The organism is Yoonia sp. D2-7, assembly GCF_055809435.1.
This window is the reverse complement of record NZ_CM147912.1, coordinates 2035952-2062436: the sequence shown is the minus strand read 5'-3', so window position 1 is coordinate 2062436 and position 26485 is coordinate 2035952. Positions and strand designations below refer to the sequence as shown.

The following is a 26485-nucleotide window of genomic DNA, read 5'->3' as shown; positions in this document are numbered from 1 at the left end:
TATAAGGCGCAAGTTCGGGTAGGGAAAGCACATGTTGAAGTCAGGGCCGATCAGGTCGGTTGGGGCGATGTCTGGGACATCACTTGATGGGGTGGATGCTGCGGAAATCGTGACCGACGGGGTTTCGATTGCTGCATTCGGACCCGTTGCTTATAGGGCGTACACTGATGCTGAACGGTCCGTGCTCAAAGCGGCGTTAGGGAAGTGGCAAGACGATGACGTCGATGCTGTGGCGGAACTGATCGAGACGACGCATGCGCAAGTGCTGCACGACTTTCAGGATGCAGAGTTGGTCGGATTTCATGGTCAGACACTGGCCCATGATCCACACGGGCGCGGCACCCATCAATGCGGGGATGGTGCGGTATTGGCTGAGGTTTTGAACAAACCCGTCGTGTGGGATTTCCGTAGTGCGGATGTGCGACTTGGCGGCGAAGGGGCACCGTTGGCCCCGTTCTTTCATTTCGCACTCGCCCAGTACATCAAAGCAACCGAGCCACTCGTGTTTCTGAACCTCGGAGGCGTTGGAAATCTGACGTGGATTGATCCTGCCGTGAAGGAGCCACATGCTGATGGGGCTTTGTTGGCCTTCGATACCGGTCCGGCGAATGCCCCGCTGAATGATTTGATGCAAACACGACGCGGCGAAACCTGTGATGTAGACGGCAAATTGGCACAAAGCGGCGTGGTTGACGAAAGCATCATCGAACAGTTCCTGAACCACCCGTATTTTTACAAAATACCGCCAAAATCACTCGATCGCGATGACTTTGCTGATTTGACAGCAAAGGTCGCGGATTTGTCTGACGCGGATGCCGCGGCAACTTTGACCGCTGCCGCAGCGATGAGCGTGGCGCATAGCACCAGCCATTGCCCAGCGCCGCCGAAGCGCGTTCTTGTGACGGGCGGCGGTCGGCGCAATCCGACCTTGATGGCGATGCTCGCTGCCAGCTTGGACTGCGCGGTGATCCCAGTCGAAGACGTGGGGCTGGATGGCGATATGCTCGAAGCGCAGGCTTTTGCGTATTTGGCCGTGCGCGTGGCGCGCGGATTGCCGACGTCGTGCCAGAACACAACAGGCGTCAAAGCGGCCGTATCAGGCGGCACGCTGTCATGCCCGTCTTCTTTTGGTTAGAAATACCTCGGCGGGAGCGAAGCGGGGGGCACCGCCCCCCAACATCATTTAGCCGACTGGCGACAGATGGATGTTAAACCGCGCCCGAATTGCCGCATCAACATCCGCAGGGAACGCAACTGCTGACGGTTTGCTCAGGATGCTTTCTTTGCGGGCGATGGCCTGTGCGATCAAATCGGGTTTATCTTTTTCAGCCCATTCTTTGGGTGAGGTGCGGTCAGCGACAACGGGATAGACATATTCGGTCTCCATCAAACCGAGCGTTTGATCAGAGCCAAGGTAATGACCTGGGCCGTTCAGGCAAACATCATTCATCGTCGCGAAGCCAAGTGTTTCGTCGGTGACTTCGATCCCACGGACACAGCGCATTGCTTGACCCAGTAGATCATCACCAAGGATGAGCGATTCAAAGCAAAACCCTAGCAGGGAAGCGTGCATCCCTGCGGCCTCATAAACCATGTTGAGGCCGGACAGACCCGCCATGACGTTGGAGCACATCTGTTCCCAACCCGCCTGCATATCTGGTAACTTCGCGTCTGCGATCCCTGCGGCAGCGCCGCCCGGCACACCCAGAAAACGGTGCATTTGGGCACAGCCCGCAGTCAGTAAAGCCTGTTCGCCCGACCCACCAGACATCGCACCCGTCCGCAGATCAGACACAAACGGCCATGTGCCGAAGACCGCCGGATGGCCCGGTTTGATTGCATTGACATAGACCACTCCAGCAAGACATTCGGCGACTGCTTGGACAATAGCACCCGCAATCGGGGCAGGGGCCGTGGCACCAGCTTGGCCTGCCGAAAGCAGCAACACAGGCATCCCGCCCGCGATGCAATGTTCCATCACTTGGCAGGATTCTGTGGCGAATTTCATAGGTGGGACAACGAAGCAGTTGGAATTCAGGACAAAGGGTCTTTCCCGCCATTTGTCCTCACCGCCAGCCATCATCGCGAGCATTTCCAGTGCATCCGCGACGAAATCCGGTTCCGTAAATGACGTTCCGACGTGTTTTGATGTGCCACTGCAACAGGCATAGATCGTGTTTAGGTCCATTTCGCGATTGTCTGGAACATCGCGGGCGACCATCGGCCGTTGCAGAAAGTGGATATTGTCCAATTCCTGAACGATACGGCCTGCGTCGTGCAGGTCTTGCAGGGTGCTTTCCCGATAGTTCCGGCCTAGAACATCGACCATGTGCACGGCGGCCCCAGCAGTCCCGTAATGGACCTTTGTACCGCTGAGGTGCAGGTCATACTGCGGATCGCGGGCGTGTAGCGTGATATCCTTTTGCGCCAACCCAAGCATTTTCTTCACCAAGGGCCGTGGGAACCGCAGTCGCCCGTCTTCGCCTAGGGTCGCACCCGCGGCAGTCATGATAGCAACGCCGCTCTCGGGGGCATCGCATAGCCCGATCTGTTCCAAGGCGACCAATGCCGCCTCGTAAATGCGTTCCATGTCTTGTTGCGACAAAGGATTGTAGGTCCCACCGGACATGCCGGCTTTGATGGGCTGCTTGTCGCGTGTGAGCGGGGCCGCCCGCATAGCGTGACGTGCTGCACGACCACCGCTGCGGGCAGGGCGACCGCGGCGTGGTGCTGTTGATTCATCGTTCATGGGTTTGATCTTTCGCAGTTTGGAAATTGAATTTGGATGATCAGTCCAAATTCGGACGCCCTCGCGCTGCGCGACCGCGGCGTGCCCCGATTGTACGGGCTACCCTCACGTATTTTGGCCGATGCTGCGTCATTGCGCCTCCCTATGCGTTAGTTTTGCGCAAAAAACGTTAGGGTCTATTCCAAATGCGACGACATGTCGTGTTTGGCGCATGGTGCGCGGCTTTTTGTGAGATCAGCGATTTTCAGCGCGTTTTGATCGCGCTTTTTCACACAGTTGTGAGACCCCTTAAAAAAATCTGAACCAATACCGAAGTGACCAGTTGTCAGACCACAACGACACACACTCACGAACGGAGAATGATTATGAAACGTACACTTACAACTGCTTTGATCGCTGCCCCATTGGCTGTTGCGGGTTCATTCGCGACGGCCGGTGGCCTTGCTGAACCAGTAGCTGCTGCAGCCCCAGCACCAGTCGCCGTTGCGGCACCTGTGTCCTACGGAAACGACTGGTCAGGCGCTTACGGCGGTCTGTCTTTGGGTTACGGTGACGTCGATGCAGACGGCGTGACTGGCGATTTCGAAGGCACGACCTTTGGTGGTCACATCGGTTATAACTATGACATGGGCAACGTTGTCTTGGGTGCCGAATTGGAAGCCGTAGGCACAGACGATTTCGTGAATGACGCGACAGGTCTTGAACTTGAACAGGTTCTGCGTGCCAAAGTTCGCGCTGGTTACGACGCCGGTGCATATTTGCCGTACGTCACCGCAGGTGTAGCGCAAGCCACAGTAAATGGTGACGAAGACAACGGCTATTTCTATGGTCTTGGTGTCGATTACGCTTTGTCAGACAGCTTTACAGTTGGTGGTGAGGTGCTGCGTCACGAGTTCGAAGACTTTAACGGCGGCGCGGATATCACTGCCGACACAGTTGGTCTGCGCGTGTCATACAACTTCTAAGACCATCAAAAATTCGGCGGCGTCACCATTTTTCGGTGGCGCCGTCGCCTTTTGATTGGCCGCCTTGAAATTTGTTTTCTCTAGAGCGTTTCTTTGAATTGGATCGCCGCGGTACCTGCGCCGATCCCACCCAGAATACATCAGGCGCATCACCTATGCCTTTGATAGCAACGCATCTACCTTATCGCTGCTGATCCCCTTGCCAAGCAAGGTAAACCCGCCATCTTCGAACATCTCTTTGGCCGCATCATAGATCGCACGATGTGTGATCCGCGCGAGTGTTGAGCCAAGAGAAAGTCGTGCCACGTTCAGCTTCGCGAAACTCGCGACGTCAGATTGGGTGTATGGTCCCGCGATCAATGCGTTAACGGGTGCCGACACAGCTTGGGTCAGTTTCGCGAGATCATCGATTGTTTTGGGCATCGGTGCATAGAGACAATCTGCGCCGGCAGCCTCGTAGGCCTGTAACCTGCGGATTGCTTCGTCGTTGTCGTATACACCGCGCAAGATCCCGTCGGCCCGCGCGGTCAGAACAAAATCGTTAGGCAATGCCCGTGCAGCTGCAGTTGCGGCTTTGATCCGTTCGACGGATAGGTCAAAATCGTAGGCGTCATCCGATGGAAGCGCGATGTCTTCAATACAGATGCCCGCCAGTCCGACTTCGGCAGCAAGTCTAACTGTTTCGGCACATGTCTCTGGATCGTCGCCAAAGCCATTTTCAAAATCGCCCTGCACCGGCAATGGTGTAGCCGCCACAATGTCTTGCGCGTGGGCCAATGCAACGTCCCGTGTCAGTGTGCCGCCATCCGGTTTGCCCAGCGTAAAGGCATGTGCGGCAGATGACGTCGCCAAGGCCTGCGCGCCAAGCGCGGCAAGCATTCTGGCTGATCCAATGTCCCATGCATTTGCGAGGATAAAGGGGTGGCCGGGAACGTGGAGGGCGCGGAACTGGGCTCCGATATCGGTCATGGTCTGTCCTTTCGGTGAGAGACAGCGCCACGCGACATGTTTAAAGCCCAGCGCCGTTTAAGTTATGCATGCCTTCGCAAATGCAACAAGCCGATTGATCGCATCCACATAGGCGTCATCATCAATTGTCATCGCGACTCGGATATGGCCTGCGGCGGCTGATCCAAAACTTTCCCCGGGCATTACAGCGATAAGTTCTTCGTCCAGCAACGCGTTGGCGAAATCGCAGCTGCTTTTTCCCGTGGCCCGAATATCCAGCATCACGTACATCGCACCTTGCGCGGGAACGGCCCGCACCACATTCTGACCTTCAAGTGCCTGCAACGTCAACGCGCGGCGGCGCTCAAACGGGGCTGCGACCTGTGCCTCCAACGCGTCACCTGCATTCAGCGCAAACAGGGCAGCATCTTGGATGAATCCGGGGACACCATAGTTGGTGTTGGTCGCCAAATTGATGAGGTGGGTGATCATATCCGCAGGTGCGCAGATCCAGCCCACACGACTGCCCGTCATAGCATGGCTTTTTGACATAGACCCCACGACCATCGTCCGTTCCGCCATATCAGGCAGGGTCCGTGGCGAGATATGTTCGCCGTCCCAAACTTGGGTGTCGTAGACTTCGTCTGAAATCAGCCACAAGTCGTGATCTTTGCACACCTGCGCGATCCCGTTGAGCGTTTCCTGGCTATAGACGACGCCCGTTGGATTGTTTGGGGTATTAATCAGCAACGACTTGGCACGTGGATCAGTGGCGGCAGCGGCCAGTTCATCGATTTGCGGCTGGAAATCGTTATCCGGCGATGCCTTTAGGGCGACTGGTACACCGCCAACACCGCGTACCGTGCCGGGATAAGTGGCGTAATGTGGGTCGATGAAAAGGGCCGTGTCGCCCGCATCGAGGGCGGCCAGATGTGTCGCATAAAGCGCCGACTGACCACCTGGTGTGATCATGACGTTATCACGCGTTGTAGGAACACTTGTCCGCGTCTGAATGCGATCGGCAACGGCATCGCGCAACGCATCCGTGCCGGGAATCATCGCATAGCCTGTATGTCCTCCAACCGCAGAGGCATGCATCGCATCAAGGATGCTTCTGTCGGTGCGAATGTCGTGTTCGCCGATCGTCAATTCCGTGACTTTGACGCCGTCCGTAATCATTTTGCGCGACCGGTAGAAGAGCCCCCAACCGTCGTCGCCATCACCATTAATGGTGTTTAATCTGTTTGATACTTTCATGTCCGCACAGGGCCATAAGCAACAGACCAAAGTCAATCCGTTGTAGCGATCAAATTCCGCGGCCCGGTTCCATCTTCACCTTTCACATCGGCGGGGTTGTAAAGCTGGCAGGATTTGAGGCTCAAACAGCCGCAACCAATACACCCATCCAACTTGTCGCGCATGTCTTCGAGGGCAGCGATCCGCGCTTCGATATCCGCGCGAAATCCGTTTGAAATACGGGTCCAATCACGCTTTGTGGGGGCTTTGTGATCGGGGAGGTCGGCCAGTAGCTCCGCAATCTTGCCCAGCGCGAACCCAAGCCTTTGGGCCGCCATGGCGAATGATAGCCGGCGCAGATCGTGTCGGCCGTAACGTCTGTGTCCTCCTGCGTTACGGACGGGATGGACGATGCCGTGGGTTTCGTAGAACCGGATCGCTGACACGGCAAGGCCCGTACGATCAGCAAGATCGCCTATCGTTAGCCCTTGGGAGAAGTTGGTAGCCATGAAAATAATCCTTGAACTCAAGTTAACTTGAGAAATGAAAAAGGATTTATCAAACGAATCCAAGAGGAATATTCATGAGAAACCCATTTGCACGTAGGCATGTCGTTTTAGGCGCAGGCGTATCGGCACTGTCGCGCGATCAATTCGGCTGGGATCACGATGCCCAATCAGGAACTGTCATGATCACGATGCCAACCCCAAACACATCCAAAAAATCCGGAGAAAAATGATGGCTGAACTTGAACATATCAACGTGACTGTGGCGGACCCTACGAAGATGGCCGGAGTTCTGAATACGCTTTTCGGATGGGAAATCCGTTGGGAAGGTGAAGCAATGGCGGGCGAAGGTTACACTGTGCATGTCGGGACGGAACGCACATATCTGGCGCTGTATACGGGCAGTACGAACAGCCCTACGCCCTTGGAAGGGCGCAGCTATAACCGGCTATCGGGTTTGAACCACATTGGTGTGGTCGTGGATGATCTGGATGCGGTCGAGACGCGTGTCAAAGACCTTGGTTATACCCCAACAAGTCACGCCGATTATGAGCCGGGCCGCAGGTTCTATTTCACGGATGAAAACAACATTGAAATCGAAGTGATCTGCTACGCTTGATCAGCACCAAACGGTAGACGGGAAGGATGCGCTATAGTCCCCGCCCGTCTATCGTGGTGTTTTGGATTGCATCGTCGCACCAAATTTGCGACGGAGCTTGAAGACTTGAAACCGCTGGATTGTGCACCATGTTTGCGCGGATCAACGGCTTCAATTGTTCATGGCCCAAGCCGCATGTGCGGCGCATCTGAAAGATCACGCTGTGCAAACACCTTATTACTTGATCGACAAATCACGGCTTTTGCCGAACATGGAAAAAATCGCGTGGTTGCGCGAAGCGTCGGGCGTAAAGTGTCTGTTGGCACTAAAGTGTTTCGCCACGTGGTCGGTGTTCGATTTCATGTCCGAATATATGGATGGATCGACGTCATCGTCCTTGTATGAAGTCCGTTTGGGGCGCGAAAAGTTTGCGGGTGAAACCCATGCCTATTCTGTGGCCTATGCGGATCACGAAATCGGACAGGTTTTGGAGTGTTCTGACAAGATTATCTTCAACTCTATCGGGCAATTGAACAAATTCGCGGACGCGTCACAAGGACATATCCGAGGTCTGCGTGTGAACCCGGGGGTATCTACGTCTGATTTTGACTTGGCCGACCCCGCACGGCCTTTCAGCCGTCTGGGCGAACATGACCCTGCCGCGATTGACGCGGTGGCGGATCAGATCAGCGGTCTGATGTTTCACAACAATTGCGAAAACGACAGCTATGATCGTTTTGACGAGATGCTCACCCTTATCGAGGATCGTTTCGGCGATGTGATCCATAAGATGGATTGGGTCAGCTTGGGCGGTGGAATCCACTTTACGGGTGAAGGCTATCCGCTTGAAAAGCTGGCCGCGCGACTGAAACAATTTTCGGAAACTTTCGGCATCCTAGTCTACCTCGAACCAGGTGAAGCGGCGATCACGGGGGCGGCTACACTTGAGGTCACGGTTCTCGATACGATGCACAACGGCAAGAACCTTGCCATCGTTGATAGTTCAATCGAGGCGCATATGCTGGACCTCTTGATCTACCGCGAGCCGGCCAAGATCAGCCCTGACACGGGGCCAGAGGAATGGATGATCTGCGGGAAATCCTGTTTAGCGGGCGATATCTTCGGAGAGTTCCGTTTTGATGCACCACTGAAAGCCGGCGATCGGCTTTCGTTTCAGGACGCCGCAGGCTACACGATGGTCAAGAAGAATTGGTTCAACGGGGTCAAAATGCCCAGCATTGCGATCCGTGAACTAGATGGCACCATACGAATGGTGCGTGATTTTGATTACAGCGATTTCGCTGCAGCCCTTTCCTAACGCATAATCATAAGAGGTCTCTTGGATACATGAAACGCAATGTCCTGATCATTGGCGCCGGTGGCGTCGCACAAGTCGTCGCGCATAAATGCGCCCAAAATAACGATGTTCTGGGCGATCTGCATATCGCCAGTCGGACCATTGAAAAGTGTGACGCGATCATTGCCAGCGTGCATGAAAAATCCGCGATGAAACAGGACGGTGTTTTCAAATCCCACACAGTTAACGGCATGGATACCGCTGCTGTTGTGGCCTTGATCAAAGACACGGGCGCGCAGATTGTGATTAATGTCGGCTCGCCTTTTGTGAACATGACGGTGCTTGAGGCCTGCATCCAGACGGGTGCTGATTACATCGACACAGCGATCCACGAAGACCCGACTAAAATCTGCGAAACGCCGCCCTGGTATGGAAATTACGAATGGAAACGTCGTGAAGATTGTGCCGCCGCTGGCGTGACCGCGATCTTGGGTGCTGGCTTTGATCCGGGGATGGTGAATGCGTTTGCCCGTTTTGCCGTGGACGAATTCATGGACGATGTGAAATCCATCGATATCGTCGACATTAATGCGGGCAACCACGGCAAATATTTCTCGACCAACTTCGATCCTGAAATCAATTTCCGTGAATTTACCGGCACTGTTTACAGCTGGCAGGAAGGCGCCTGGCAGGAAAACAAGATGTTCGAAGTGGGCCGCGAATGGGATCTGCCTGTCGTCGGCAAACAAAAGGCCTACATGTCCGGCCACGATGAAGTTCATTCGCTGGCTGCGAATTACCCGCAGGCTGATATCCGGTTCTGGATGGGCTTTGGCGATCACTACATCAACGTGTTCAGCGTTCTACAGAACCTTGGCCTGTTGTCCGAACAGCCCGTCACGACGGCAGAGGGCCTAGAAGTTGTGCCGTTGAAGGTTGTGAAGGCCGTTCTGCCCGACCCGTCCAGCCTCGCGCCAAATTACACCGGCAAAACCTGCATCGGTGATCTGGTGAAAGGAACCAAAGACGGCAAAGAGGTCGAGGTGTTCGTTTATAACGTCGCCGATCACAAGGACGCCTATAACGAAGTCGGTAGCCAAGGCATTTCCTACACCGCAGGTGTACCGCCAGTTGCGATGGCTATGCTGATTGCAGACGGGACCTACGATAGTGGTACGATGGTCAACGTTGAAGAATTGGACCCGAAGCCATTGTTCACGTTGCTCGACGACATCGGATTGCCAACACGCGTGAAAGACGCGCAGGGTGATCGGGCGTGGAACGGCACTTAATCAATAGCTTGGCGGCGGTTCCTAATCTTGGGGCCGCCACCAAAAACTAAAGGGTGTCGCGAACTTTCTTAGGGAGTGCCTTGCGGATAATGTCGTAAGAGACAGCAATCCGGTGTGCCGCTTCTTCGGCGTCTACGTCAAACCCCACCAACACCCAAGATTTATGAAAATAGGGGGCCTTTGTCGCGGCTCCGGCGTCGATCAGCATTTGCGAAGTCTCAATGCTGTCGGTTTTCGTGCAGAACCCGTCGATCCGGTCCCCGAAACACACGAACATTTTGCCTCCGACTTTCCAGCTATCCAATTCGGTGCTGGGGTCCGATGCCGTGGCGCCTGCATGAGTTCCGCAAAGTGCGTCAATCTCGTCTCTGGTCATGGCCGTGTCCTTTGGCTGCGTGACGAAAGACTAGACGCAACGCACCTGCGCTGCTACCCATACCACATGAAGAGCGAACGCTGCATCATTTGCTGTATTATTATTTCCTGCTGACACCGTCGCGGGCTGCTCTTTCACGTTTCATCTGATCCTTGAAGTCGTTAAGCCCGCAGGCGAAAACCGTTTGCCCCGCGTTGGGCTGCCCTCGGGCCAAGATTAGGTAAGACCATGACGATCAAACTGCACAACACCGCGACCCGCCGCAAAGAGGACTTTGTGCCTTTGGATAAGGACGACGTGCGGATGTATGTCTGCGGGCCGACGGTCTATGATCGCGCGCATCTCGGGAACGCGCGGCCTGCTATTGTGTTTGATACGCTTTATCGGTTGCTGCGGCATGAATTTGGCGCGGATCACGTGACCTACGTGCGGAATTTCACTGACGTCGATGATAAGATCAATGCGCGGGCAGCGGAAAGCGGGCGGTCGATTGGTGAGATCACAGCAGAGACGACGCAGTGGTATCTGGATGATATGGCGGCAGTCGGAGCATTGCAGCCGTCGATCAAGGGGACTGACCACGAACGCGCCATGCCGCGGGCGACGCAATGGATTGCGCCGATGATTGCGATGATCGAGGATTTGATTGCGAAGGGCCACGCTTACGAGGCTGAAGGCCATGCGCTGTTCGCTGTTGAGAGCTACAAAAACTATGGTGCTTTGTCGGGCCGTTCCGTCGATGACATGATCGCGGGCGCACGGGTTGAGGTCGCACCGTATAAACGCAATCCGATGGATTTTGTGCTTTGGAAGCCCTCAATTGAAGATCAACCCGGTTGGGACAGCCCGTGGGGACGCGGACGTCCGGGCTGGCACATTGAATGCTCTGCCATGGCGTACGAGTTGCTAGGCGCGCAGTTTGACATCCACGGCGGCGGCAACGACCTGCAATTCCCGCACCACGAAAATGAGATCGCGCAGTCCAAATGCGCGGGTCACGGGTTTGCGAACTACTGGCTGCATAATGAGATGCTGCAGGTTGAAGGCAAGAAAATGTCCAAGTCTTTGGGCAACTTCTTTACGGTCCGCGATCTGCTTGACCAAGGTGTACCGGGTGAAGTGATCCGCTTTGTGATGTTGGGAACACATTACCGCAAGCCGATGGATTGGACTGAAGCGAAGCGGGTTGAGGCTGAGAAGACGCTGCGGAAGTGGTACGGACAGATTGGGGACGTCAATATCGGCGGCGTCCCATCAGCCGTCATTGCGGCGGTGAGCGACGACCTAAATACGTCTGGCGCAATCGCAGAGCTTCATAAACTGTCTAGTGCAGGAGATGTTGCAGGGCTGAAAGCTGGCATGGGGTTCTTAGGTTTTCTGGACATGCAAACGCGCCTCGATGCTGCAGGCGATGATGTCGATCTATCGGCTTATGTTGAACACTTCGATGCTATTCGAGCCGAGGCGATGGAAACCAAAGACTTCGGACCATTAGATGCGTTGAAGAGGCAACTGACCGATGCCGGTGTTGAGGTGAAAATGTCAAAGGAAGGCGTTTCGCTCACGCCTGCTGTTGGGTTTGACGCAGAGAAACTTCAGGGGTTGCTATGATGAATTTTTGCGGAAATTCAGGTTTTGGGGCCAAGCGTGATGACTAAAGAACGCCTGTACCTTTACGATACAACGCTGCGCGATGGTCAGCAGACCCAAGGCGTCCAATTCTCGACCGCTGAAAAGCAGCAGATTGCTGAAATGTTGGACGGGCTTGGTGTCGATTATATTGAAGGTGGTTGGCCCGGCGCAAACCCGACTGACAGCGACTTTTTCGATGCGGCCCCCAAAACGCGCGCTACGATGACGGCGTTCGGGATGACAAAGCGGGCGGGACGCTCTGCTGCGAATGACGATGTGTTGGCGGCTGTGATGAATGCGGGCACGCCCGCCGTTTGTCTGGTGGGTAAGTCGAGCGCATTCCATGTGACGGATGCGCTTGGGATTACGCTGGACGAAAATACCGAAAACCTGACGGGTAGTTTTGTTCATCTCGTGGCGGAAGGTCGCGAGGCGTTATTTGACGCTGAGCATTTCTTCGACGGCTACAAAGCTGACCGCGACTATGCGCTGCGTGCCGTGCATGCCGCCCATGACGCGGGCTGCCGCTGGATTGTGCTGTGTGACACGAACGGTGGCACGCAACCCGCTGAAATCGCTGAAATTGTCACCGATGTGATCGCCAGCGGTATTCCCGGTGATCGGCTCGGCATTCATACCCATAATGATACCGAACAGGCCGTCGCAGGATCGCTTGCGGCCGTTCTCGCAGGCGTCCGTCAAGTGCAAGGGACGTTGAACGGTTTGGGCGAACGCTGTGGGAATGCGAACCTGACGACGATCATCCCGACGCTGTTGCTGAAGGAACCATTCGCGAGCCGGTTTGAAACTGGCGTGACGTTGGATGCATTGAAGGGTCTTCGCAAAGTATCGCGCACCTTGGATGATATCTTGAACCGTGTGCCTGCTAAGCAGGCCGCATTTGTCGGTGCCTCGGCCTTTGCGCATAAGGCTGGACTACATGCCAGCGCGATCCTCAAGAACCCGACCACCTACGAACACGTCGATCCTGCAACTGTGGGCAATAGCCGCATCGTACCGATGTCGAACCAAGCCGGACAGTCAAACCTGCGCAAACGGCTGTCGGATGCTGGGCTGACGGTGGAAAAGGGTGATCCTGCTCTGTCGCGCATTCTTGACCGGATCAAAGAGCAAGAGGCGCGTGGATATTCTTATGATACCGCGCAGGCCAGCTTTGAATTGTTGGCACGTGATGAACTCGGTCAATTGCCATCGTTCTTCGAGGTCAAACGCTACCGCGTCACGGTTGAACGCCGGATGAACAAGCGCGGCGACATGGTGTCGTTGTCCGAGGCTGTTGTTGTCGTGAAGATTGACGGACAGAAGGTTCTGAATGTTTCGGACAGTTTGGGTGCCGATGGATCTGATCAGGGCCCTGTGAACGCTTTGAACCGTGCGTTGAGCAAAGATCTGGGGCGCTATCAGGATATCATTGATGATATGCGTCTGGTCGATTTCAAGGTCCGGATCACCAACGGCGGTACTGAAGCGGTGACCCGCGTCATCATTGACAGTGAAGACGGGCAGGGGAAACGCTGGTCCACTGTTGGTGTGTCTGCCAACATCGTGGACGCATCATTTGAGGCCCTGTTGGATGCGATCAACTGGAAACTTGTGCGTGACGCGAAAGTTTAGGTTTTGATTTTCTGTGGACAGATGAAAGCGATGACATGTCGATAAACGCATGTGCGGCACTTGTTGAAGCAGGTGATCCCGAACGGTTTTTGGCTGCGATGGCGGCGCCTGCGGATGTGCGCGGCGGATTATTTGTGTTGTATGCGCTGAACTTGGAAATCGCGAAGGCACCGTTTGTAACCCAAGAACCGATGATCGCGGAAATGCGGTTGCAGTTCTGGCGCGATACGGTTGGGGATGCCGTTGCTGGGAAAGCTGTCCGGGCACATGAAGTTGCGGCACCGTTGGCCGCACTGATTGACGCGGCGGGATTGGATGCCGCCGTTTTGGATGAAATGATCGCGGCCCGCAGGTTTGACATTTATCCGAACGACACTGATCAGGTGGGCTTTGATCTGGACACCTATTTGCGACGCACGTCAGGACATCTGATGGCCTTAACCGCTCGGGCTTGTGGTGGGGATGCCGTGGTGTCGGATGTGGCCACAGATGTCGGTGAAGCAATGGGCATCGCGTTGTGGATGCGTGCGGTCCCTGACTTGATAGGTCATAAACGTGCCGCTGCAGACGATTTGGATAGTGATGTGTTGGTCGCGCGGGCCAAGCGTGGCTTGGATGCCTTGGCACAACATCGCAATGTTGCCTTTGGCTCAGCCGTGCCCGCGTTGCGTGCCGCTTGGCTGACGGCCCCGATTTTACGGCAGGTTGTGGCAGATCCGCGGCGTGTCGTGGATGGCACGCTCGCGGTTTCCGAGTTCCGTAAACGGGGCGGGTTGTTGCGTCGGGCTGTGTTGAACCGCTGGTAATTAGGTCTCGGCTCTGCCGCCGCGCAGTGCCAACCAAACAAGCGATCCGCCTGCCAAGATCAGGAAGGGCACCATCGCATAGTTAACGGCAGTCCACCCTTCGACGGCTGTCCCGCCCGAACAGTTCATCAGGCCACCGGATGCCAGTGATGCGATGGTCACAAAGCCGAAGACGAGCATGTCGTTCATCCCTTGCACGACACCGCGTTCTTCTGGCCGATGGGTCGCTGTCAGCATTGTCGTGGCCCCAATGAACCCAAAGTTCCATCCAAGGCCAAGAAGGATAAGACCCGCGTAAAAGCTCCACAGTGCGGGGTCGCCGCCGCCAACTTCGATCCCGAACAAGGACGCGGCACCCGCGCCTGCAAGAATGATTAAACCAAGCCCGATGATCTTTTCGACACCGAAGCGGGCAATCAAGTGGCCTGTGAAGAAGGATGGTGCGAACATCGCCAAGACATGCGCCGATACGATGTCGTTGGCGTCTGCCGCCGTGAACCCACAACCAACGACGGCCAGCGGCGTGGACGTCATCACAAGGTTCATCAATGCGTAGCTGACCATGGCGCAGATGATCGCGACAACGATACGCGGATCACGCAGCAATTCGCGACGCGTACGGCCTGTTGGACCAGCTTGTTGCGGTGCGTTTTTCGTACCTTTAGGTAGGTCGAGCCCGAAGAACAGAACCATCCCGAAGAGGTTCAAGAAAATGATGGCGATGTATGTGCCAAGGAACGGAATGACGAACAGTTCCCCAACAAGTTTGTTCAACTGCGGCCCGAAGATCGCTGACATCAAACCACCTGCCATCACGTAAGAAATCGCTTTGGGTCGGAAGCTGTCAGAGGCGGAATCCGCTGCCGCAAACCGATAAAAACCCTGCGCAGACATGTAGATGCCGGTCAGATAGGATCCGATTAACAAGATCAGGAAGGACTGGCTATAGAGCCCATAGGCCGCAATCGCTGCCCCAGCAGCCCCACCGATTGCCCCGACCATAAATCCGAACCGACGGCCGCGCGACTGCATCAGCGGCGAAATCCACGGCGCTGTGGTCATTGATCCGAAAACGATAAATGAAATCGGTAACGTGGCCAGACACGGGTTTGTCGTGAGCATGCTGCCCGCAAGCCCCCCAACCACAAAGATCATTGGCATCTGTGCGCCCAGAATCGCCTGCGCGATCACAAGCACAGCAACGTTACGTTTGGCGCGGCTATCGGAAATATCGGTCATGTGCCAATCGGTAGACCTCGGGCTAGGGCGTGTCCATCGCGAAATCAGCCTTGGTCAATGATATGCGCAAAAGAACCAGACACACGGCCCCGAACAAGCCCCATGTCTGGAAGGTCTGCACCGGTCGCGTCTTGGGCGGTGAAAAGAGGATCGCCCTTGGCTGCGATGGTGGTCGCATAGTGGAATTCATGCGCTTTCCAACGTCCCTGAAATGGTCCTGTCTTCGATTGGATTGAACGGTAGCCGAGGTGCAGTTTTCTGGTGGCAAAAGACGTCTCTAGTGGAAGCAGTCCAGCCATGCGATGGGACGTCCCTTGGGCATCAGTTAGTGTTTCGCCAAGCGTCATGTATCCACCGCATTCACCATAAACATCAGATGTTTGCGCGGCGTTTCTCAGGCTTTGAATGAACGTCGTATTAGCTGCGATTTGACCTGCATGGAGTTCCGGATAACCACCCGGCAGATAGATCAGATCAGCTTGTGGAACTGCTTCATCCGCAAGGGGTGAGAAGGTGCTGATCGTTGCACCCGCTGCCTGCCAGTCGGCAAGCAAATGTGGGTAAGCAAAAGCAAATGCTGCATCTTGGGCGATAGCAATGGATTGGGCCGGCGGGGCGATGGCCGGACGCGTTTGGGGTGAGCCAATAGTGATCAGGTCCGGCAAGAGCTGTAAATCGAGATTGGCCCGCATTGTGTCAGCGGCGCGGGATAGGAAGGCTTCTAGATCGGGTCGTTCTTGTGCTTGTACCAGACCAAGATGTCGGGAAGGTTGTATGAGGCTTGGATCACGTGGAATGCAGCCAATAACCGGGATATTGGTCGGGGCCAATGCGTCGCAAAGCATCAGTGCATGACGGTCTGATCCAACTTTGTTCAGGATGACGCCAGCGATGTTGACGGCAGGATCGTGCGACGCGAAACCCTTTACGATCGGCGCGATGGACTGGGCCATACGCGATGCGTCTACAACCAGAACCACTGGCAATGACAACAGGCGGGCGAGGTCCGCACAAGCGCCTTTGCCATCCGGCGGCGCGCCGTCAAACAGCCCCATTGCACCTTCGACAATCAAAGGCGATCCTGCGGCGAGCGATTTGATCCGGTCTGGCGACATTGCCCATGCGTCTAGGTTTAGACAAGGTTGACCGCAGGCCGCTTCGTGAAAGCGCGGGTCGATATAGTCGGGGCCAGATTTCGCACCGCGCAACGCTACGCTGTCTTGAGCCAATGCTCGGAGTAGGCCTAAGGTGACAGTCGTCTTACCCGATCCGGATGCTGGCGCTGCTATCAGAAAACTCACGTCGCCCGCTCCGATTCTTCGCGAAAACTTGTCGTCACCTGATCATGCCGACTCGGCTGGCCGCCCGCGTCCCAAAGGGTCGAGGTTGCGTGGCGGTTCACCTGCCGCCATGCCTTGCCAATCAAGAACCTGACGCATCAGAACTGATGACCCGACGCAGATGATCGCTGGCGGTTCCATCCCAGCATCTGCGATGTCATCGACAATTGTGCCCAGCGTGGTTTCGAGCACCCGTTGTTCGTCAGTCGTTGCAGTTGTGACAACCGCGACTGGTTCGGATAATGGGCGGCCTGCTGCGATCAGTTTGCTGCTAATCTGGGCGATGTGTTTCATGCCCATATAGATGACGAGTACCTGCGATCCGTCACTGATCGCTTGCCAATTTAAGGATCCCGTCGCGTTGCCTGATTGGTCGTGGCCGGTGATAAAGGTGACGGATTGGTTCACATCGCGGTGCGTGACGGGAATGCCTGCGTAGGCCAATCCCCCGATGCCGGCTGAAATGCCGGGAATGATCCGAACGGGCACGTCATGTTGGACGAGCGTTTGCGCTTCTTCGCCGCCACGTCCGAAAACAAAGGGGTCGCCGCCTTTAAGACGCAGTACGCGTTTGCCTTCGCGCGCCAGATCGACCAAGCGCAGTGAAATATCGCGTTGCTTTGCAGATGGTTTGCCGCCGCGTTTGCCCGCGTAAATGTGTTCGGCTTGCGGAGCCCATTCAAGGATCGCTTCCTGAACCAGTGCGTCATAAATCACCACGTCCGCTTGCCGCAGTGCGTTCACGGCATGCAATGTCAACAGCCCCGGATCACCGGGACCTGCGCCACAAAGCCAGACCCAACCGGGTTCCAGTTGCGGCCATGCGTGGGCGGGAAGGGGGACGTCAGTAGTCATGCTTTGCTTATGCCGCGCTTGGCCCCCGTTGAAAAGAGTTCAAGCGACTAGTTAATACACGTTGGCGGCACGTCATTGCGACATTATAGTCTAGCCTATGACACGCAAACCCGTGGGAGAGTTGCGCCGTGGCTGGACCACAGGGGCTTGTGCCACCGCCGCCACAAAGGCTGCGTTGATTGGCCTGTGGCGTGGGCAAGTGCCTGACAGCGTTACGATTGTTTTGCCGAAAGGCGAAACGTTCGGGCCCAAGATTGCGCAATCCGAACGGGGTGACGGCTGGGTTTCGGTTGGTATCGTCAAAGATGCTGGTGACGATCCTGATGTAACGCATCAAGCGATGATCATTGCGACGGTTTCGGCGTCTGACGGTGGCGTCCAGTTTCGTGCGGGCGAAGGTGTCGGGACTGTCACAAAAGCAGGGCTACCGATTGCCGTCGGCGAACCCGCGATCAATCCGGTCCCGCGTGCGATGATGGATGATGTCGTCGCCGAAATGGCGGCTGATTGTGTCCAATCCCCTGACGTCGAGATTGAGATTTCCGTTCCGGGTGGCGCTGCCATTGCTGAAAAAACGTGGAACCCCCGGTTGGGTATCAAAGGGGGCCTGTCAATCCTTGGCACGACCGGAATTGTCCGTCCGTTTTCCTGTGCCGCTTGGATTGCGTCGATCCATCGTGGTGTCGACGTCGCCCGTGCTGATGGGCTGACGCATGTGGCGGGGTGTACGGGGGCAACCTCTGAAACTACCGTCCAACACCTGTACGACCTTCCGGATCACGCTATGTTGGATATGGGTGATTTCGCGGGGGGGATGCTAAAATATCTGGCCAAAAACCCAATTGAGCGTGTCACGATTGGAGGCGGTATTGGCAAGCTTACAAAGCTCGCGCAGGGGGCCGTTGACCTTCATTCGTCGCGATCGCAGGTGGACTTCGACGATCTAGCGCAGATGATGGATGATCCGCGGTTGGCGAGCGCTAATACTGCGTTAGAAGCCTATACAATCGCTGGGGCACCCTTTGCCAATGCGATTGCCCAGCGTGCTTTAAACCGCATCACGCAGACCTATGCGGGCATGATCTTTGATGTTGTGATGATTGATCGGGCGGGTGCAATTATCGGGCGGGCAGGCGTGTGACGTTGTTGCTGTTAGCAGGCACCGGAGAAGCGAGGGATATCGCTAAAGGCTTGGCCAAGGCGGGCGTCCATGCGGTTGCGTCTTTGGCGGGGGCGACGCGCCAGCCAAAGGCGCTGGCGATCCCGACGCGTGTAGGCGGCTTTGGCGGCGCGGGTGGGTTTCGGTCATATCTTGCAGAGTCTGGGATCACAGCGGTTCTGGATGCGACGCATCCATTTGCGCATCGGATCACGGATAGAACGGCGGCGATTTGTACGGAAATAGGACTGGACTATGCACAGTTCTTGCGGGCTCCGTGGGAGCCGCAGGACGGCGATAACTGGACCCAAATCACATCGGAGGCTGAAGCTGCGGAATTTGTAACTGAAGGCCAAACGGTCTTCCTAGGAACAGGCCGTCAGACGCTGGACCGATTTGCGAACCTACAGGGCTGTCGTGTGATTTGTCGGCAGATTGACCCGCCAACAGGACCGTTTCCTTTTGCAGGTGGCGAATTTTTGATTGGACGTCCGCCATTTCCGGTAACCGATGAAGTCGCATTGTTTGAACGGCTTGGTGTTGATTGGCTTATCGTGAAGAACGCAGGTGGGGCGCGAAGTGAGACAAAGCTGACGGCCGCACGGCAACTCGGGATTCCCGTATTAATGATAAAGCGACCGCTGATGCCAGACGGCGTAAAACTGGACAAATTGGAAGACGCGCTTGTTTGGGCCAAAGCCCATGTCTGACATCATTCGATCAGATGCTGACGTTGCGCTGGGACTAGATGCGCTTTGCAAAATCGAACCAAAGTTTGCTGCCGTTGCGCCGCGATTGTCGCCTTTGCCGCTACGGTTGCAGCCCGAAGGGTTTGGGCAGGTGATGTCGGTGATCTTGGGGCAACAGGTCAGTGTGGCTTCTGCTGAAGCGACATGGGCGCAGATGGTCGCTGCGGGCATGGATCAGGCGGATGCGGTTCTCGCCGCAACACCAGAGGATTTGCGGGCGTTGGGGTTGAGCCGCCAAAAGGCGCTTTATGCCCACGCGCTTGCGAACGCGCAGATTGACTACGACGCTTTGCGGAACTTACCGGATCAAGAGGTGATCAATACACTGACTGCCGTCAAAGGGATCGGGCTTTGGACTGCCGAAATTTACACGAAATTCTCGCTTGGGCGACCCGATGTGTTGGCTGCCGGTGATCTTGCGATTCAGATTGCAGCCCAAGACCTGTTCGATTTGCCAGAACGGCCCAAAGAAAAAGAACTACGTCAGATGGCAGTCGTATGGTCGCCTTGGCGGTCGGTTGCGGCACGGCTTTTATGGGCGTACTACGCTGAAATGAAACAAAGGGACGGTATCAGATGACACGGGCACTTACAGCAGGACGGCGTGAGCCGGTATCAGGCGAGATCAGATCTGCGGTGGTTTTCCTGCACGGTTACGGTGCCAACGGGGCAGATTTGTTGGGCTTGGCTGACCCGTTGGCTGAACACCTGCCGGACACGTTGTTTTTGTCGCCCGACGCGCCAGAGGATTGTGCCGGATCGCCGATGGGTTTCCAATGGTTTCCGATTCCGTGGATTGATGGATCTTCTGAAGAAGAATCAAAAGCAGGGTTAGAGCGCGCTGCGGATGATCTGAATGCTTTTCTGGACGGTATGATGGTTGACGAAGACCTGCTGCCGGAACAGGTCATGGTGCTTGGGTTTAGCCAAGGCACGATGATGGCGTTGCATGTGCTGCCACGGCGCGAAGATGCAGTTGCAGGTCTCACGGCGTTCTCTGGTCGATTGCTCGAACCGGAATTGCTGGCTGACGAAGTGCAATGCAAACCGCCCGTGCTGTTGATTCACGGTGATCAGGACGACGTTGTGCCACCTCAATCGCTGCCGCTTGCGGCCGAAGCATTGCAAGAAGCTGGGTGGAAAGAAGTGTATGCGCACGTGATGAAAGGGACAGGGCATGGGATCGCACCGGACGGGCTGCAAGTCGCATTGGCCTTTATGCAAGAACGTTTGGGCGTAAGTTAAAACAATCGTAAGAATTGTTCGCCATGGTTCGCGCGGTATCGGGGTGCGTCATGGAACGATTTGTAAGATTAATTGCGCCAACAAATAGGTTGGACTTTTTGTTCAAGCTAGTTCTTTTTGTCCTTCTTTCGGGGATGTTGAACCATACCCGTGCCGTGCTGTCACATGGCTGGGCGGACGCGAATACGTTCGCTTACAACTTACAGGCGGCGGCCTTTACGGCCCTGCCGATGAGCACATTGGCACTGCTGCTCATCCAGCACCTTAACGCATTGCAGGAAAAACTCTATACGCAGGCCACCACTGACCAGCTTACGCAATTGCCCAATCGCAGGTGGTTCCTCGAGCAATGCCCGCCAGTGCTGCGGCAAGGCATGATCATGGTTCTTCTGGATTTGGATCACTTTAAAGCGATCAATGATACCCATGGCCACGATACTGGTGATGCATGCCTAGTCGCGATTTCTGATCATTTTCGGGCGGTTCTGCCCGAAAACGCCCAGTGCGCGCGTCTGGGTGGCGAAGAATTTGGCCTTTTGTTTAAGCAGACATCTCTTCCGCAGGTGCAGGATTGGATTGGCAAGATTTGTCAGGGAATTGAGGTCTCGGTCGGAGCTGACGAAAAAGTTGCCGTAACGGTATCAGCCGGTATTTTGGCGGTCGATGGTGAGGTCACAATGCGCCGTGCGTTCCAGTTGGCCGACGCTGCGATGTATGATGCAAAAGCAGCGGGGCGCAGCCGGTTCGCTATGGCCCATATCAGTGACGCGAACGTATCGCGTGCGCGCCATGCGGGCGTGCGTGATGCAATCGCCTAACGAACCGTCACACCTTTGTCATGTGATGCGGTCATCTGTTCCATATGTGTGATCTCAATTGGCCGTTGCCCTTTGAAATACACAAGATATAGTTTTGTTAAGCGGCCGGAGCGGGGCTCCCGCTCTGCACCTCCGGGCGACAGAGCAGGGATGTTTTTGACCATGAACGGTGACTTTCGAACTAACTTTGTACGCGACGCGGCGGATTTGAAGCATTTTCCAGCATTGGTGCTGAATGCAGATTATCGGCCTTTGTCTTACTACCCATTATCCTTATGGCCTTGGCAGGATGCTGTGAAAGCCGCGTGGCTGGATCGCGTCGACATTATCGCTGAATATGATGAAGTCGTGCATAGCCCGTCCACAGAAATCAAAATTCCGTCGGTGGTGGTTTTGCGCGATTACGTTAAACCGCAGCGGACAGTCGCATTTACGCGGTTTAACCTTTTTCTTCGGGACGAATTTCGGTGTCAGTATTGCGGGAGCAAGGGTGATCTGACGTTCGATCACGTTGTCCCACGGGCAAGTGGCGGGATTACTTCGTGGATCAACGTCGTTGCGGCATGTAGCCCGTGCAATCTACGAAAGGGATCGAAAAGCCTGCGTCAAAGTGGTATGCACCTGCGCAAACCTCCACGCCAGCCGGATGCATCACAACTGCAAAACAACGGGCGCAAATTCCCACCGAACCATCTGCATAAAAGTTGGGTCGATTTTCTATATTGGGATGCTGAACTGGAAGCATAATGTGTCTGGCTTCAACTGTTTGCTAGACTTCACAAGATGCGCCCGCTAAACGGAACGCGTTAGCGCTAACGGAAATTGAAGAGGGCATACTATGGTCGCGCGCGTGATTCCGGTCGAGGATTTTGATCTCGTTATTTTTGGTGGCACTGGGGACCTTGCCCGCCGCAAAATTTTGCCTGGATTGTTCCGGCGTTTCTTATCTTCACAGATGCCTTCGCAATCTCGGATTATTGGGGCTGCGCGTTCCGATATCGATTCTCAGGGATTCCGGGACATGATCCGTGATGCCATCAAAGAATTCGGTGGCGAAGAGTCAAAAGATTCGAAGGGCCTAGAGGCGTTTTTGGCGCAGCTTGAATATGTGCCGATTGATGCAAAAGGCGAAGGCGGCTGGGCCGAGCTTGCTAAACTTGTTCGTAGTGACGTGGTTCAGGCGTTTTACTTTTCCGTGGCGCCGTCTTTGTTCGGTGACCTTGCCGAACGCCTGCATCGCCATGAGATTGCGAAAAGCAACAGCCGTATTGTCGTTGAAAAGCCATTTGGTCGTGATCTTGAATCCGCACGCAAACTGAATGCCGTTCTGGCGCTGCATTTTGATGAAAGCCAGATTTACCGGATCGATCACTACCTTGGTAAAGAAACGGTTCAAAACCTCATGGCTGTCCGTTTTGGTAATGTCTTGTTCGAACCGCTTTGGAACAATCACTACGTCGACCACATTCAGATCACCGTGGCTGAAACGGTCAGCGTTGGCGGGCGCGGTGCGTACTACGATAAATCTGGCGCAATGCGTGATATGGTTCAAAACCACTTGATGCAGTTGCTGTGCCTGATCGCGATGGAACCTCCTTCGCAGTTTGGTGCCGATGAAGTGCGTGACGAAAAACTGAAAGTTATCCGAGCGTTAGAACCAATTGAGCCGCATCATCTTGTCCGTGGGCAATATGATGCAAACGCTGACGGCCCAAGCTACCGTGAAGACGCGGAAAACCCGCGCAGCTTTACTGAAAGCTTCATCGCGATGAAGTGCCATATCTCGAACTGGCGGTGGTCTGGTGTGCCGTTTTATCTGCGTACAGGCAAGCGCATGAAGGCACGTGCGTCCGAAATTGCTGTGGTTTTCAAACCGCTGGGGCACTCCATCTTTGAGGGTCAGGATGAACAACAGAACATTCTGTCCATTCGGTTGCAGCCAAACGAAGGTATGGACCTGCAGGTCACGATCAAAGAACCGGGTCCGGGCGGGATGCGTCTGGTGAACGTGCCTTTGGATATGACATTTGCCGAAGCTTTGGGTGATACCGATGTTGAGGTCACAGATGCCTACGAGCGTCTGATCATGGACGTCATCCGCGGCAACCAAACATTGTTTATGCGCGGTGACGAAGTAGAGGCCGCATGGTCATGGACCGATCCCATTATAGCGGGTTGGGAAGCGCGCAACGATGTGCCAAAGACATACGACGCTGGGTCTAGCGGTCCTGATGATGCGCTGATGCTGCTCCATCGCGATGGCCGTAAATGGCGTGATATCAAAGGATAAGACGATGAAGTTCACGGAATACCCTGACGCTGAAATGATGATGATTGACCTTGCCAACGTTCTGGCGGGCGAATTGAAGAACGCGCTGCTGACACACGACCGTGCGTCATTTGCTGTACCGGGTGGTACGACGCCGGGTCCGATTTTTGACGCTCTTTGTGCCGTTGATCTTGATTGGTCGCGGGTTAGTGTCATGCTGACAGATGAACGCTGGGTGCCTGAAACGTCTGAACGGTCGAACACACGACTGCTGCGCGAACGGCTTTTGATCGAAAAGGCGGGTGAAGCGACGTATCTACCGCTCTATGCGCCTGTTGAAACGCCCGAAGAAGGTATCCCGAGTTTAACAGATGCCATCGCACCAAACCTGCCGATTTCCGTGATGTTGCTGGGCATGGGCGCGGATATGCACACCGCCAGCATTTTCCCTGGCGCGGACAAACTACAAGAAGCGTTGACCACCGACGCAACATTGGTCCCCATGCGGGCACCAGGTGCGCCGGAACCACGGGTCACTTTGTCTGCATCCGTGTTGAATGGGGCGATGAGCCGCCACATTGTCATCATCGGCGATGAAAAGCGCGCAGCCTTGGAAAAAGCGGCGACAATGTTGCCGGAGGATGCGCCTGTAGCGGCGATCTTGCAGGGCTCAACAGTTCACTGGGCAAAGGCATAAGACGATGTGGAACGCACTGAAAAAACACTACGCTGAGGTCGCAGAGCGTCGTTTCATTGATTTAGTCGACGCGGACCGTGCTGCTGATTTTAGCGCAGCCGCTGGTGATATGCGCTTTGACTATGCGAAGACGAATATCGACGCGACTGGCCGCGCATTACTGATTGATTTGCTAAACGACGCGGGTGTCGCTGCAAAGCGCGACGCGATGTTTGCAGGGACAGCGATCAACGAAACCGAGGGGCGTGCCGTTCTGCATACGGCCTTGCGGAACCTTGATGGTGGACCCGTGATGGTTGACGGGCAAGACGTTATGCCCGGCGTTCTCGGGACACTAGATGCGATGTCTGACTTCGCGACTTCTGTCCGCGACGGCACGTTCAAAGGGCAGGGTGGCCAGATCACTGATGTGGTGAATATCGGTATTGGGGGGTCCGACCTTGGTCCTGCGATGGCGGTGAAGGCCTTGGCCCCGTATCATGATGGGCCCCGCTGCCATTTTGTATCGAACGTCGATCCGGCGGATATCGCGTCTGTCTTGCGGACATGCGATCCGGCGACGACGTTGGTAATCGTTGCGTCTAAGACGTTTACGACGATCGAGACGATGACGAATGCACGCACTGCGCAGGCTTGGATGGCCGAAACGGTGTCGGACACGGGGGCGCAATTCGCAGCGCTTTCGACAGCGGAAGACAAGACAGCGGCCTTTGGCATCGCGTCTGAACGGGTCTTTGGTTTTGAAGATTGGGTCGGCGGTCGCTATTCATTGTGGGGACCGATTGGGCTGTCTCTGATGATCGCAATTGGTCCAGATGCGTTTAAAGCGTTTCTGCGTGGCGGTCAGGCGATGGATGTGCATTTCAAATCCGCCGATTGGTCAGAAAATGTACCCGCCATGCTCGCGGCTGTAGGGATTTGGCACAACCAGATTTGCGGTTACACAACGCGCGCTGTGCTGCCTTATGATAACAATCTCATGCGGTTACCAGCCTATCTTCAACAATTGGAGATGGAAAGCAATGGCAAGGGCGTCGACATGGCAGGCGCTGATTTGGATGTTCCATCCGGTCCCGTTGTCTGGGGGGAGCCCGGCACCAACGGACAGCATGCGTTCTATCAATTGATCCACCAAGGCACACGGGTTGTTCCTTGTGAATTCCTTGTTGCTGCGCGTGGTCACGAGGACGATTTGCATCATCAGCACCAGCTCTTGGTCGCCAATTGCCTTGCCCAATCCGAGGCCTTGATGAAGGGGCGTACTCTCGAAGAAGCGCGGGAAAAAGTCGCCGACAAGTTCGAAGGCGAAGAACTCGAACGACAAGCGAAACATCGTGTGTTCCCAGGCAACCGCCCGTCAGTCACGCTGGCTTATCCGCAACTGACCCCGTTTGTGTTGGGCCAGATCGTCGCGCTGTACGAACATCGGGTTTTTGTCGAAGGCGTTGTGCTTGGCATCAATTCCTACGACCAGTGGGGCGTTGAGCTTGGCAAAGAACTCGCTACGGCTTTGCAACCCGTTGTTGAAGGGTCTCAAGGCACAGACGCGAAGGACGGCTCGACAGCCGCCCTTGTTGGTTTTCTACAGACACATGGCGTCTGATTAGATTTGAAGCGCTCCGTCGCGGGCTGCGAAAGTGGCCCGCAGCGCATCTGGTAACGCACGTTTTGTGTTATCAGCATTGAGCAACACGACGACGGCATGGCCTGTTGTCGTGATCTGACCGTTCACAAGCGTTGCGTATTGCATCGTAAAGCTGGTGTTCCGCATTTCGACAGTACGCGCCAAATTGATGTAGCTATCGTCAGGTTTAACTTCAGCTTTGAAGTCTAAGCCAACTGTTTTCACAACGATTTTTGGATTGGGGCCCGCAAGGTCATAGACCCCATGGTCCTTCAGGTAATTCACGCGCAGCGTTTCATACCACCGCAAATAGACCACGTTGTTCACGTGGCCTAATGCGTCTATCTCACCAAATCGTACCCGATCCGCCATGCCATATGACCATGGCTCCGGGATCCCTAGCGTCCGAAGATCATCGGACAACAGAGGCGTCAAAAATGGCGCGGTCAT

At 55.3% G+C, this 26485-nt stretch carries 28 protein-coding genes; 18 read left to right on the top strand and 10 right to left on the bottom strand.

Going from position 1 to position 26485, the window contains the following annotated elements; all coding sequences use genetic code 11:
- The first annotated feature begins 31 nt into the window (after positions 1-31).
- Positions 32-1135, top strand: coding sequence for an anhydro-N-acetylmuramic acid kinase (locus tag AC0L7R_RS10070; RefSeq protein ID WP_473656736.1), 1104 nt, complete (start codon positions 32-34; stop codon positions 1133-1135).
- A gap of 48 nt (positions 1136-1183) precedes the next feature.
- Here AC0L7R_RS10070 and AC0L7R_RS10065 read toward each other — a convergent pair whose 3' ends face one another.
- Complete coding sequence (locus AC0L7R_RS10065; RefSeq protein WP_473656734.1) at positions 1184-2749, bottom strand: trimethylamine methyltransferase family protein; 1566 nt, start codon at positions 2747-2749, stop codon at positions 1184-1186.
- 365 nt (positions 2750-3114) lie between these two features.
- Between AC0L7R_RS10065 and AC0L7R_RS10060 the strand changes: the two genes are divergently transcribed.
- Positions 3115-3714, top strand: a complete 600-nt coding sequence (locus tag AC0L7R_RS10060; RefSeq protein ID WP_473656732.1) for an outer membrane beta-barrel protein — start codon at positions 3115-3117, stop codon at positions 3712-3714.
- Here AC0L7R_RS10060 and AC0L7R_RS10055 read toward each other — a convergent pair.
- Genes AC0L7R_RS10055 through soxR form a run of 4 tightly spaced genes read right to left on the bottom strand, consistent with a single transcriptional unit; the run spans position 3700 to position 6407 of the window.
- The gene (locus AC0L7R_RS10055; protein WP_473656730.1) at positions 3700-3864 is read right to left on the bottom strand and encodes a hypothetical protein; all 165 of its coding nucleotides are present in this window, start codon (positions 3862-3864) and stop codon (positions 3700-3702) included. The genes AC0L7R_RS10060 and AC0L7R_RS10055 overlap by 15 nt on opposite strands.
- A 3-nt stretch (positions 3865-3867) precedes the next feature.
- The gene (locus AC0L7R_RS10050) at positions 3868-4683 is read right to left on the bottom strand and encodes an isocitrate lyase/phosphoenolpyruvate mutase family protein (RefSeq protein ID WP_473656729.1); all 816 of its coding nucleotides are present in this window, start codon (positions 4681-4683) and stop codon (positions 3868-3870) included.
- A gap of 57 nt (positions 4684-4740) precedes the next feature.
- A complete protein-coding gene (locus tag AC0L7R_RS10045) occupies positions 4741-5919 on the bottom strand; it encodes an aminotransferase class I/II-fold pyridoxal phosphate-dependent enzyme (protein ID WP_473656727.1) in 1179 nt (392 codons plus the stop codon).
- A gap of 32 nt (positions 5920-5951) precedes the next feature.
- On the bottom strand, positions 5952-6407 hold the full coding sequence (gene soxR, locus AC0L7R_RS10040; protein ID WP_473656726.1) for a redox-sensitive transcriptional activator SoxR: 456 nt from the start codon (positions 6405-6407) through the stop codon (positions 5952-5954).
- A gap of 74 nt (positions 6408-6481) precedes the next feature.
- Here soxR and AC0L7R_RS10035 point away from each other — a divergent pair, with 74 nt between their 5' ends.
- From AC0L7R_RS10035 to AC0L7R_RS10020, 4 genes are all read left to right on the top strand, one after another.
- The gene (locus tag AC0L7R_RS10035) at positions 6482-6637 is read left to right on the top strand and encodes a hypothetical protein (RefSeq protein WP_247127048.1); all 156 of its coding nucleotides are present in this window, start codon (positions 6482-6484) and stop codon (positions 6635-6637) included.
- A complete protein-coding gene (locus AC0L7R_RS10030) occupies positions 6634-7023 on the top strand; it encodes a VOC family protein (protein ID WP_473656724.1) in 390 nt (129 codons plus the stop codon). Before AC0L7R_RS10035 ends, AC0L7R_RS10030 begins: the two co-directional genes overlap by 4 nt.
- Before the next feature lie 202 nt (positions 7024-7225).
- Complete coding sequence (locus tag AC0L7R_RS10025; RefSeq protein ID WP_473660390.1) at positions 7226-8320, top strand: carboxynorspermidine decarboxylase; 1095 nt, start codon at positions 7226-7228, stop codon at positions 8318-8320.
- Positions 8321-8349: 29 nt separating this feature from the next.
- Complete coding sequence (locus AC0L7R_RS10020) at positions 8350-9591, top strand: saccharopine dehydrogenase NADP-binding domain-containing protein (RefSeq protein ID WP_473656723.1); 1242 nt, start codon at positions 8350-8352, stop codon at positions 9589-9591.
- A 46-nt stretch (positions 9592-9637) separates the two neighbouring features.
- On the opposite strand, the gene AC0L7R_RS10015 is transcribed toward AC0L7R_RS10020, so the two are convergent.
- Positions 9638-9967, bottom strand: a complete 330-nt coding sequence (locus AC0L7R_RS10015) for an MmcQ/YjbR family DNA-binding protein (RefSeq protein WP_473656721.1) — start codon at positions 9965-9967, stop codon at positions 9638-9640.
- Positions 9968-10195: 228 nt separating this feature from the next.
- Between AC0L7R_RS10015 and cysS the strand changes: the two genes are divergently transcribed.
- Genes cysS through AC0L7R_RS10000 form a run of 3 tightly spaced genes read left to right on the top strand, consistent with a single transcriptional unit; the run spans position 10196 to position 14040 of the window.
- Positions 10196-11578 carry a cysteine--tRNA ligase gene (cysS, locus tag AC0L7R_RS10010; RefSeq protein ID WP_473656720.1) on the top strand — a complete coding sequence of 461 codons (1383 nt, stop codon included), beginning with the start codon at positions 10196-10198 and terminating at the stop codon, positions 11576-11578.
- Positions 11579-11617: 39 nt separating this feature from the next.
- Positions 11618-13234 (top strand): citramalate synthase, encoded by a 1617-nt coding sequence (gene cimA, locus AC0L7R_RS10005; protein ID WP_473656719.1) that lies wholly within the window; start codon positions 11618-11620, stop codon positions 13232-13234.
- Positions 13235-13269: 35 nt separating this feature from the next.
- Entirely contained in the window at positions 13270-14040 is a 771-nt protein-coding gene (locus AC0L7R_RS10000; protein ID WP_473656718.1) for a squalene/phytoene synthase family protein, read from the top strand.
- On the opposite strand, the gene AC0L7R_RS09995 is transcribed toward AC0L7R_RS10000, so the two are convergent.
- The 3 genes from AC0L7R_RS09995 to cobA are packed head-to-tail and all read right to left on the bottom strand — an operon-like array spanning position 14041 to position 17474.
- Positions 14041-15279, bottom strand: a complete 1239-nt coding sequence (locus AC0L7R_RS09995; protein ID WP_473656716.1) for an MFS transporter — start codon at positions 15277-15279, stop codon at positions 14041-14043. It lies immediately after the preceding gene.
- Positions 15280-15323: 44 nt separating this feature from the next.
- Positions 15324-16580 (bottom strand): cobyrinate a,c-diamide synthase, encoded by a 1257-nt coding sequence (locus AC0L7R_RS09990; protein ID WP_473656715.1) that lies wholly within the window; start codon positions 16578-16580, stop codon positions 15324-15326.
- 42 nt (positions 16581-16622) lie between these two features.
- Positions 16623-17474 (bottom strand): uroporphyrinogen-III C-methyltransferase, encoded by an 852-nt coding sequence (cobA, locus tag AC0L7R_RS09985; RefSeq protein ID WP_473656714.1) that lies wholly within the window; start codon positions 17472-17474, stop codon positions 16623-16625.
- Between the two features lie 97 nt (positions 17475-17571).
- Between cobA and AC0L7R_RS09980 the strand changes: the two genes are divergently transcribed.
- From AC0L7R_RS09980 to pgi, 9 genes are all read left to right on the top strand, one after another.
- The gene (locus tag AC0L7R_RS09980) at positions 17572-18615 is read left to right on the top strand and encodes a cobalt-precorrin-5B (C(1))-methyltransferase (protein ID WP_473656713.1); all 1044 of its coding nucleotides are present in this window, start codon (positions 17572-17574) and stop codon (positions 18613-18615) included.
- A complete protein-coding gene (locus AC0L7R_RS09975) occupies positions 18612-19343 on the top strand; it encodes a cobalt-precorrin-6A reductase (protein WP_473656712.1) in 732 nt (243 codons plus the stop codon). The genes AC0L7R_RS09980 and AC0L7R_RS09975 overlap by 4 nt, the downstream gene beginning before the upstream one ends.
- On the top strand, positions 19336-19962 hold the full coding sequence (locus tag AC0L7R_RS09970; protein WP_473656711.1) for a DNA-3-methyladenine glycosylase family protein: 627 nt from the start codon (positions 19336-19338) through the stop codon (positions 19960-19962). Before AC0L7R_RS09975 ends, AC0L7R_RS09970 begins: the two co-directional genes overlap by 8 nt.
- Positions 19959-20627 (top strand): alpha/beta fold hydrolase, encoded by a 669-nt coding sequence (locus tag AC0L7R_RS09965; RefSeq protein ID WP_473656710.1) that lies wholly within the window; start codon positions 19959-19961, stop codon positions 20625-20627. The genes AC0L7R_RS09970 and AC0L7R_RS09965 overlap by 4 nt, the downstream gene beginning before the upstream one ends.
- Before the next feature lie 98 nt (positions 20628-20725).
- Entirely contained in the window at positions 20726-21445 is a 720-nt protein-coding gene (locus tag AC0L7R_RS09960; protein WP_473656708.1) for a diguanylate cyclase domain-containing protein, read from the top strand.
- Positions 21446-21607: 162 nt separating this feature from the next.
- A complete protein-coding gene (locus tag AC0L7R_RS09955) occupies positions 21608-22192 on the top strand; it encodes an HNH endonuclease (protein WP_348108278.1) in 585 nt (194 codons plus the stop codon).
- A gap of 91 nt (positions 22193-22283) precedes the next feature.
- Entirely contained in the window at positions 22284-23735 is a 1452-nt protein-coding gene (zwf, locus tag AC0L7R_RS09950) for a glucose-6-phosphate dehydrogenase (protein ID WP_473656707.1), read from the top strand.
- Between the two features lie 4 nt (positions 23736-23739).
- Positions 23740-24411 (top strand): 6-phosphogluconolactonase, encoded by a 672-nt coding sequence (pgl, locus tag AC0L7R_RS09945; RefSeq protein ID WP_473656706.1) that lies wholly within the window; start codon positions 23740-23742, stop codon positions 24409-24411.
- Between the two features lie 4 nt (positions 24412-24415).
- Positions 24416-26014, top strand: coding sequence for a glucose-6-phosphate isomerase (pgi, locus tag AC0L7R_RS09940; RefSeq protein ID WP_473656705.1), 1599 nt, complete (start codon positions 24416-24418; stop codon positions 26012-26014).
- On the opposite strand, the gene AC0L7R_RS09935 is transcribed toward pgi, so the two are convergent.
- On the bottom strand, positions 26015-26485 hold the full coding sequence (locus tag AC0L7R_RS09935) for a thioesterase family protein (RefSeq protein WP_473656704.1): 471 nt from the start codon (positions 26483-26485) through the stop codon (positions 26015-26017). It abuts the gene before it with no gap.

Coding starts and splice junctions, on each gene's coding strand:
- AC0L7R_RS10035 (WP_247127048.1), top strand. CDS start 6,482: ATGAGAAACCCATTTGCACGTAGGCATGTCGTTTTAGGCGCAGGCGTA.
- AC0L7R_RS10065 (WP_473656734.1), bottom strand. CDS start 2,749: ATGAACGATGAATCAACAGCACCACGCCGCGGTCGCCCTGCCCGCAGC.
- AC0L7R_RS09970 (WP_473656711.1), top strand. CDS start 19,336: ATGTCTGACATCATTCGATCAGATGCTGACGTTGCGCTGGGACTAGAT.
- cysS (WP_473656720.1), top strand. CDS start 10,196: ATGACGATCAAACTGCACAACACCGCGACCCGCCGCAAAGAGGACTTT.
- AC0L7R_RS10055 (WP_473656730.1), bottom strand. CDS start 3,864: ATGCGCCTGATGTATTCTGGGTGGGATCGGCGCAGGTACCGCGGCGAT.
- AC0L7R_RS09955 (WP_348108278.1), top strand. CDS start 21,608: ATGAACGGTGACTTTCGAACTAACTTTGTACGCGACGCGGCGGATTTG.
- AC0L7R_RS10060 (WP_473656732.1), top strand. CDS start 3,115: ATGAAACGTACACTTACAACTGCTTTGATCGCTGCCCCATTGGCTGTT.
- AC0L7R_RS10050 (WP_473656729.1), bottom strand. CDS start 4,683: ATGACCGATATCGGAGCCCAGTTCCGCGCCCTCCACGTTCCCGGCCAC.
- AC0L7R_RS09980 (WP_473656713.1), top strand. CDS start 17,572: ATGACACGCAAACCCGTGGGAGAGTTGCGCCGTGGCTGGACCACAGGG.
- AC0L7R_RS09935 (WP_473656704.1), bottom strand. CDS start 26,485: ATGACCGCGCCATTTTTGACGCCTCTGTTGTCCGATGATCTTCGGACG.
- AC0L7R_RS10045 (WP_473656727.1), bottom strand. CDS start 5,919: ATGAAAGTATCAAACAGATTAAACACCATTAATGGTGATGGCGACGAC.
- AC0L7R_RS10015 (WP_473656721.1), bottom strand. CDS start 9,967: ATGACCAGAGACGAGATTGACGCACTTTGCGGAACTCATGCAGGCGCC.
- AC0L7R_RS09965 (WP_473656710.1), top strand. CDS start 19,959: ATGACACGGGCACTTACAGCAGGACGGCGTGAGCCGGTATCAGGCGAG.
- soxR (WP_473656726.1), bottom strand. CDS start 6,407: ATGGCTACCAACTTCTCCCAAGGGCTAACGATAGGCGATCTTGCTGAT.
- AC0L7R_RS09995 (WP_473656716.1), bottom strand. CDS start 15,279: ATGACCGATATTTCCGATAGCCGCGCCAAACGTAACGTTGCTGTGCTT.
- cobA (WP_473656714.1), bottom strand. CDS start 17,474: ATGACTACTGACGTCCCCCTTCCCGCCCACGCATGGCCGCAACTGGAA.
- AC0L7R_RS10000 (WP_473656718.1), top strand. CDS start 13,270: ATGTCGATAAACGCATGTGCGGCACTTGTTGAAGCAGGTGATCCCGAA.
- pgi (WP_473656705.1), top strand. CDS start 24,416: ATGTGGAACGCACTGAAAAAACACTACGCTGAGGTCGCAGAGCGTCGT.
- zwf (WP_473656707.1), top strand. CDS start 22,284: ATGGTCGCGCGCGTGATTCCGGTCGAGGATTTTGATCTCGTTATTTTT.
- AC0L7R_RS10020 (WP_473656723.1), top strand. CDS start 8,350: ATGAAACGCAATGTCCTGATCATTGGCGCCGGTGGCGTCGCACAAGTC.
- AC0L7R_RS10070 (WP_473656736.1), top strand. CDS start 32: ATGTTGAAGTCAGGGCCGATCAGGTCGGTTGGGGCGATGTCTGGGACA.
- AC0L7R_RS10030 (WP_473656724.1), top strand. CDS start 6,634: ATGATGGCTGAACTTGAACATATCAACGTGACTGTGGCGGACCCTACG.
- pgl (WP_473656706.1), top strand. CDS start 23,740: ATGAAGTTCACGGAATACCCTGACGCTGAAATGATGATGATTGACCTT.
- cimA (WP_473656719.1), top strand. CDS start 11,618: ATGACTAAAGAACGCCTGTACCTTTACGATACAACGCTGCGCGATGGT.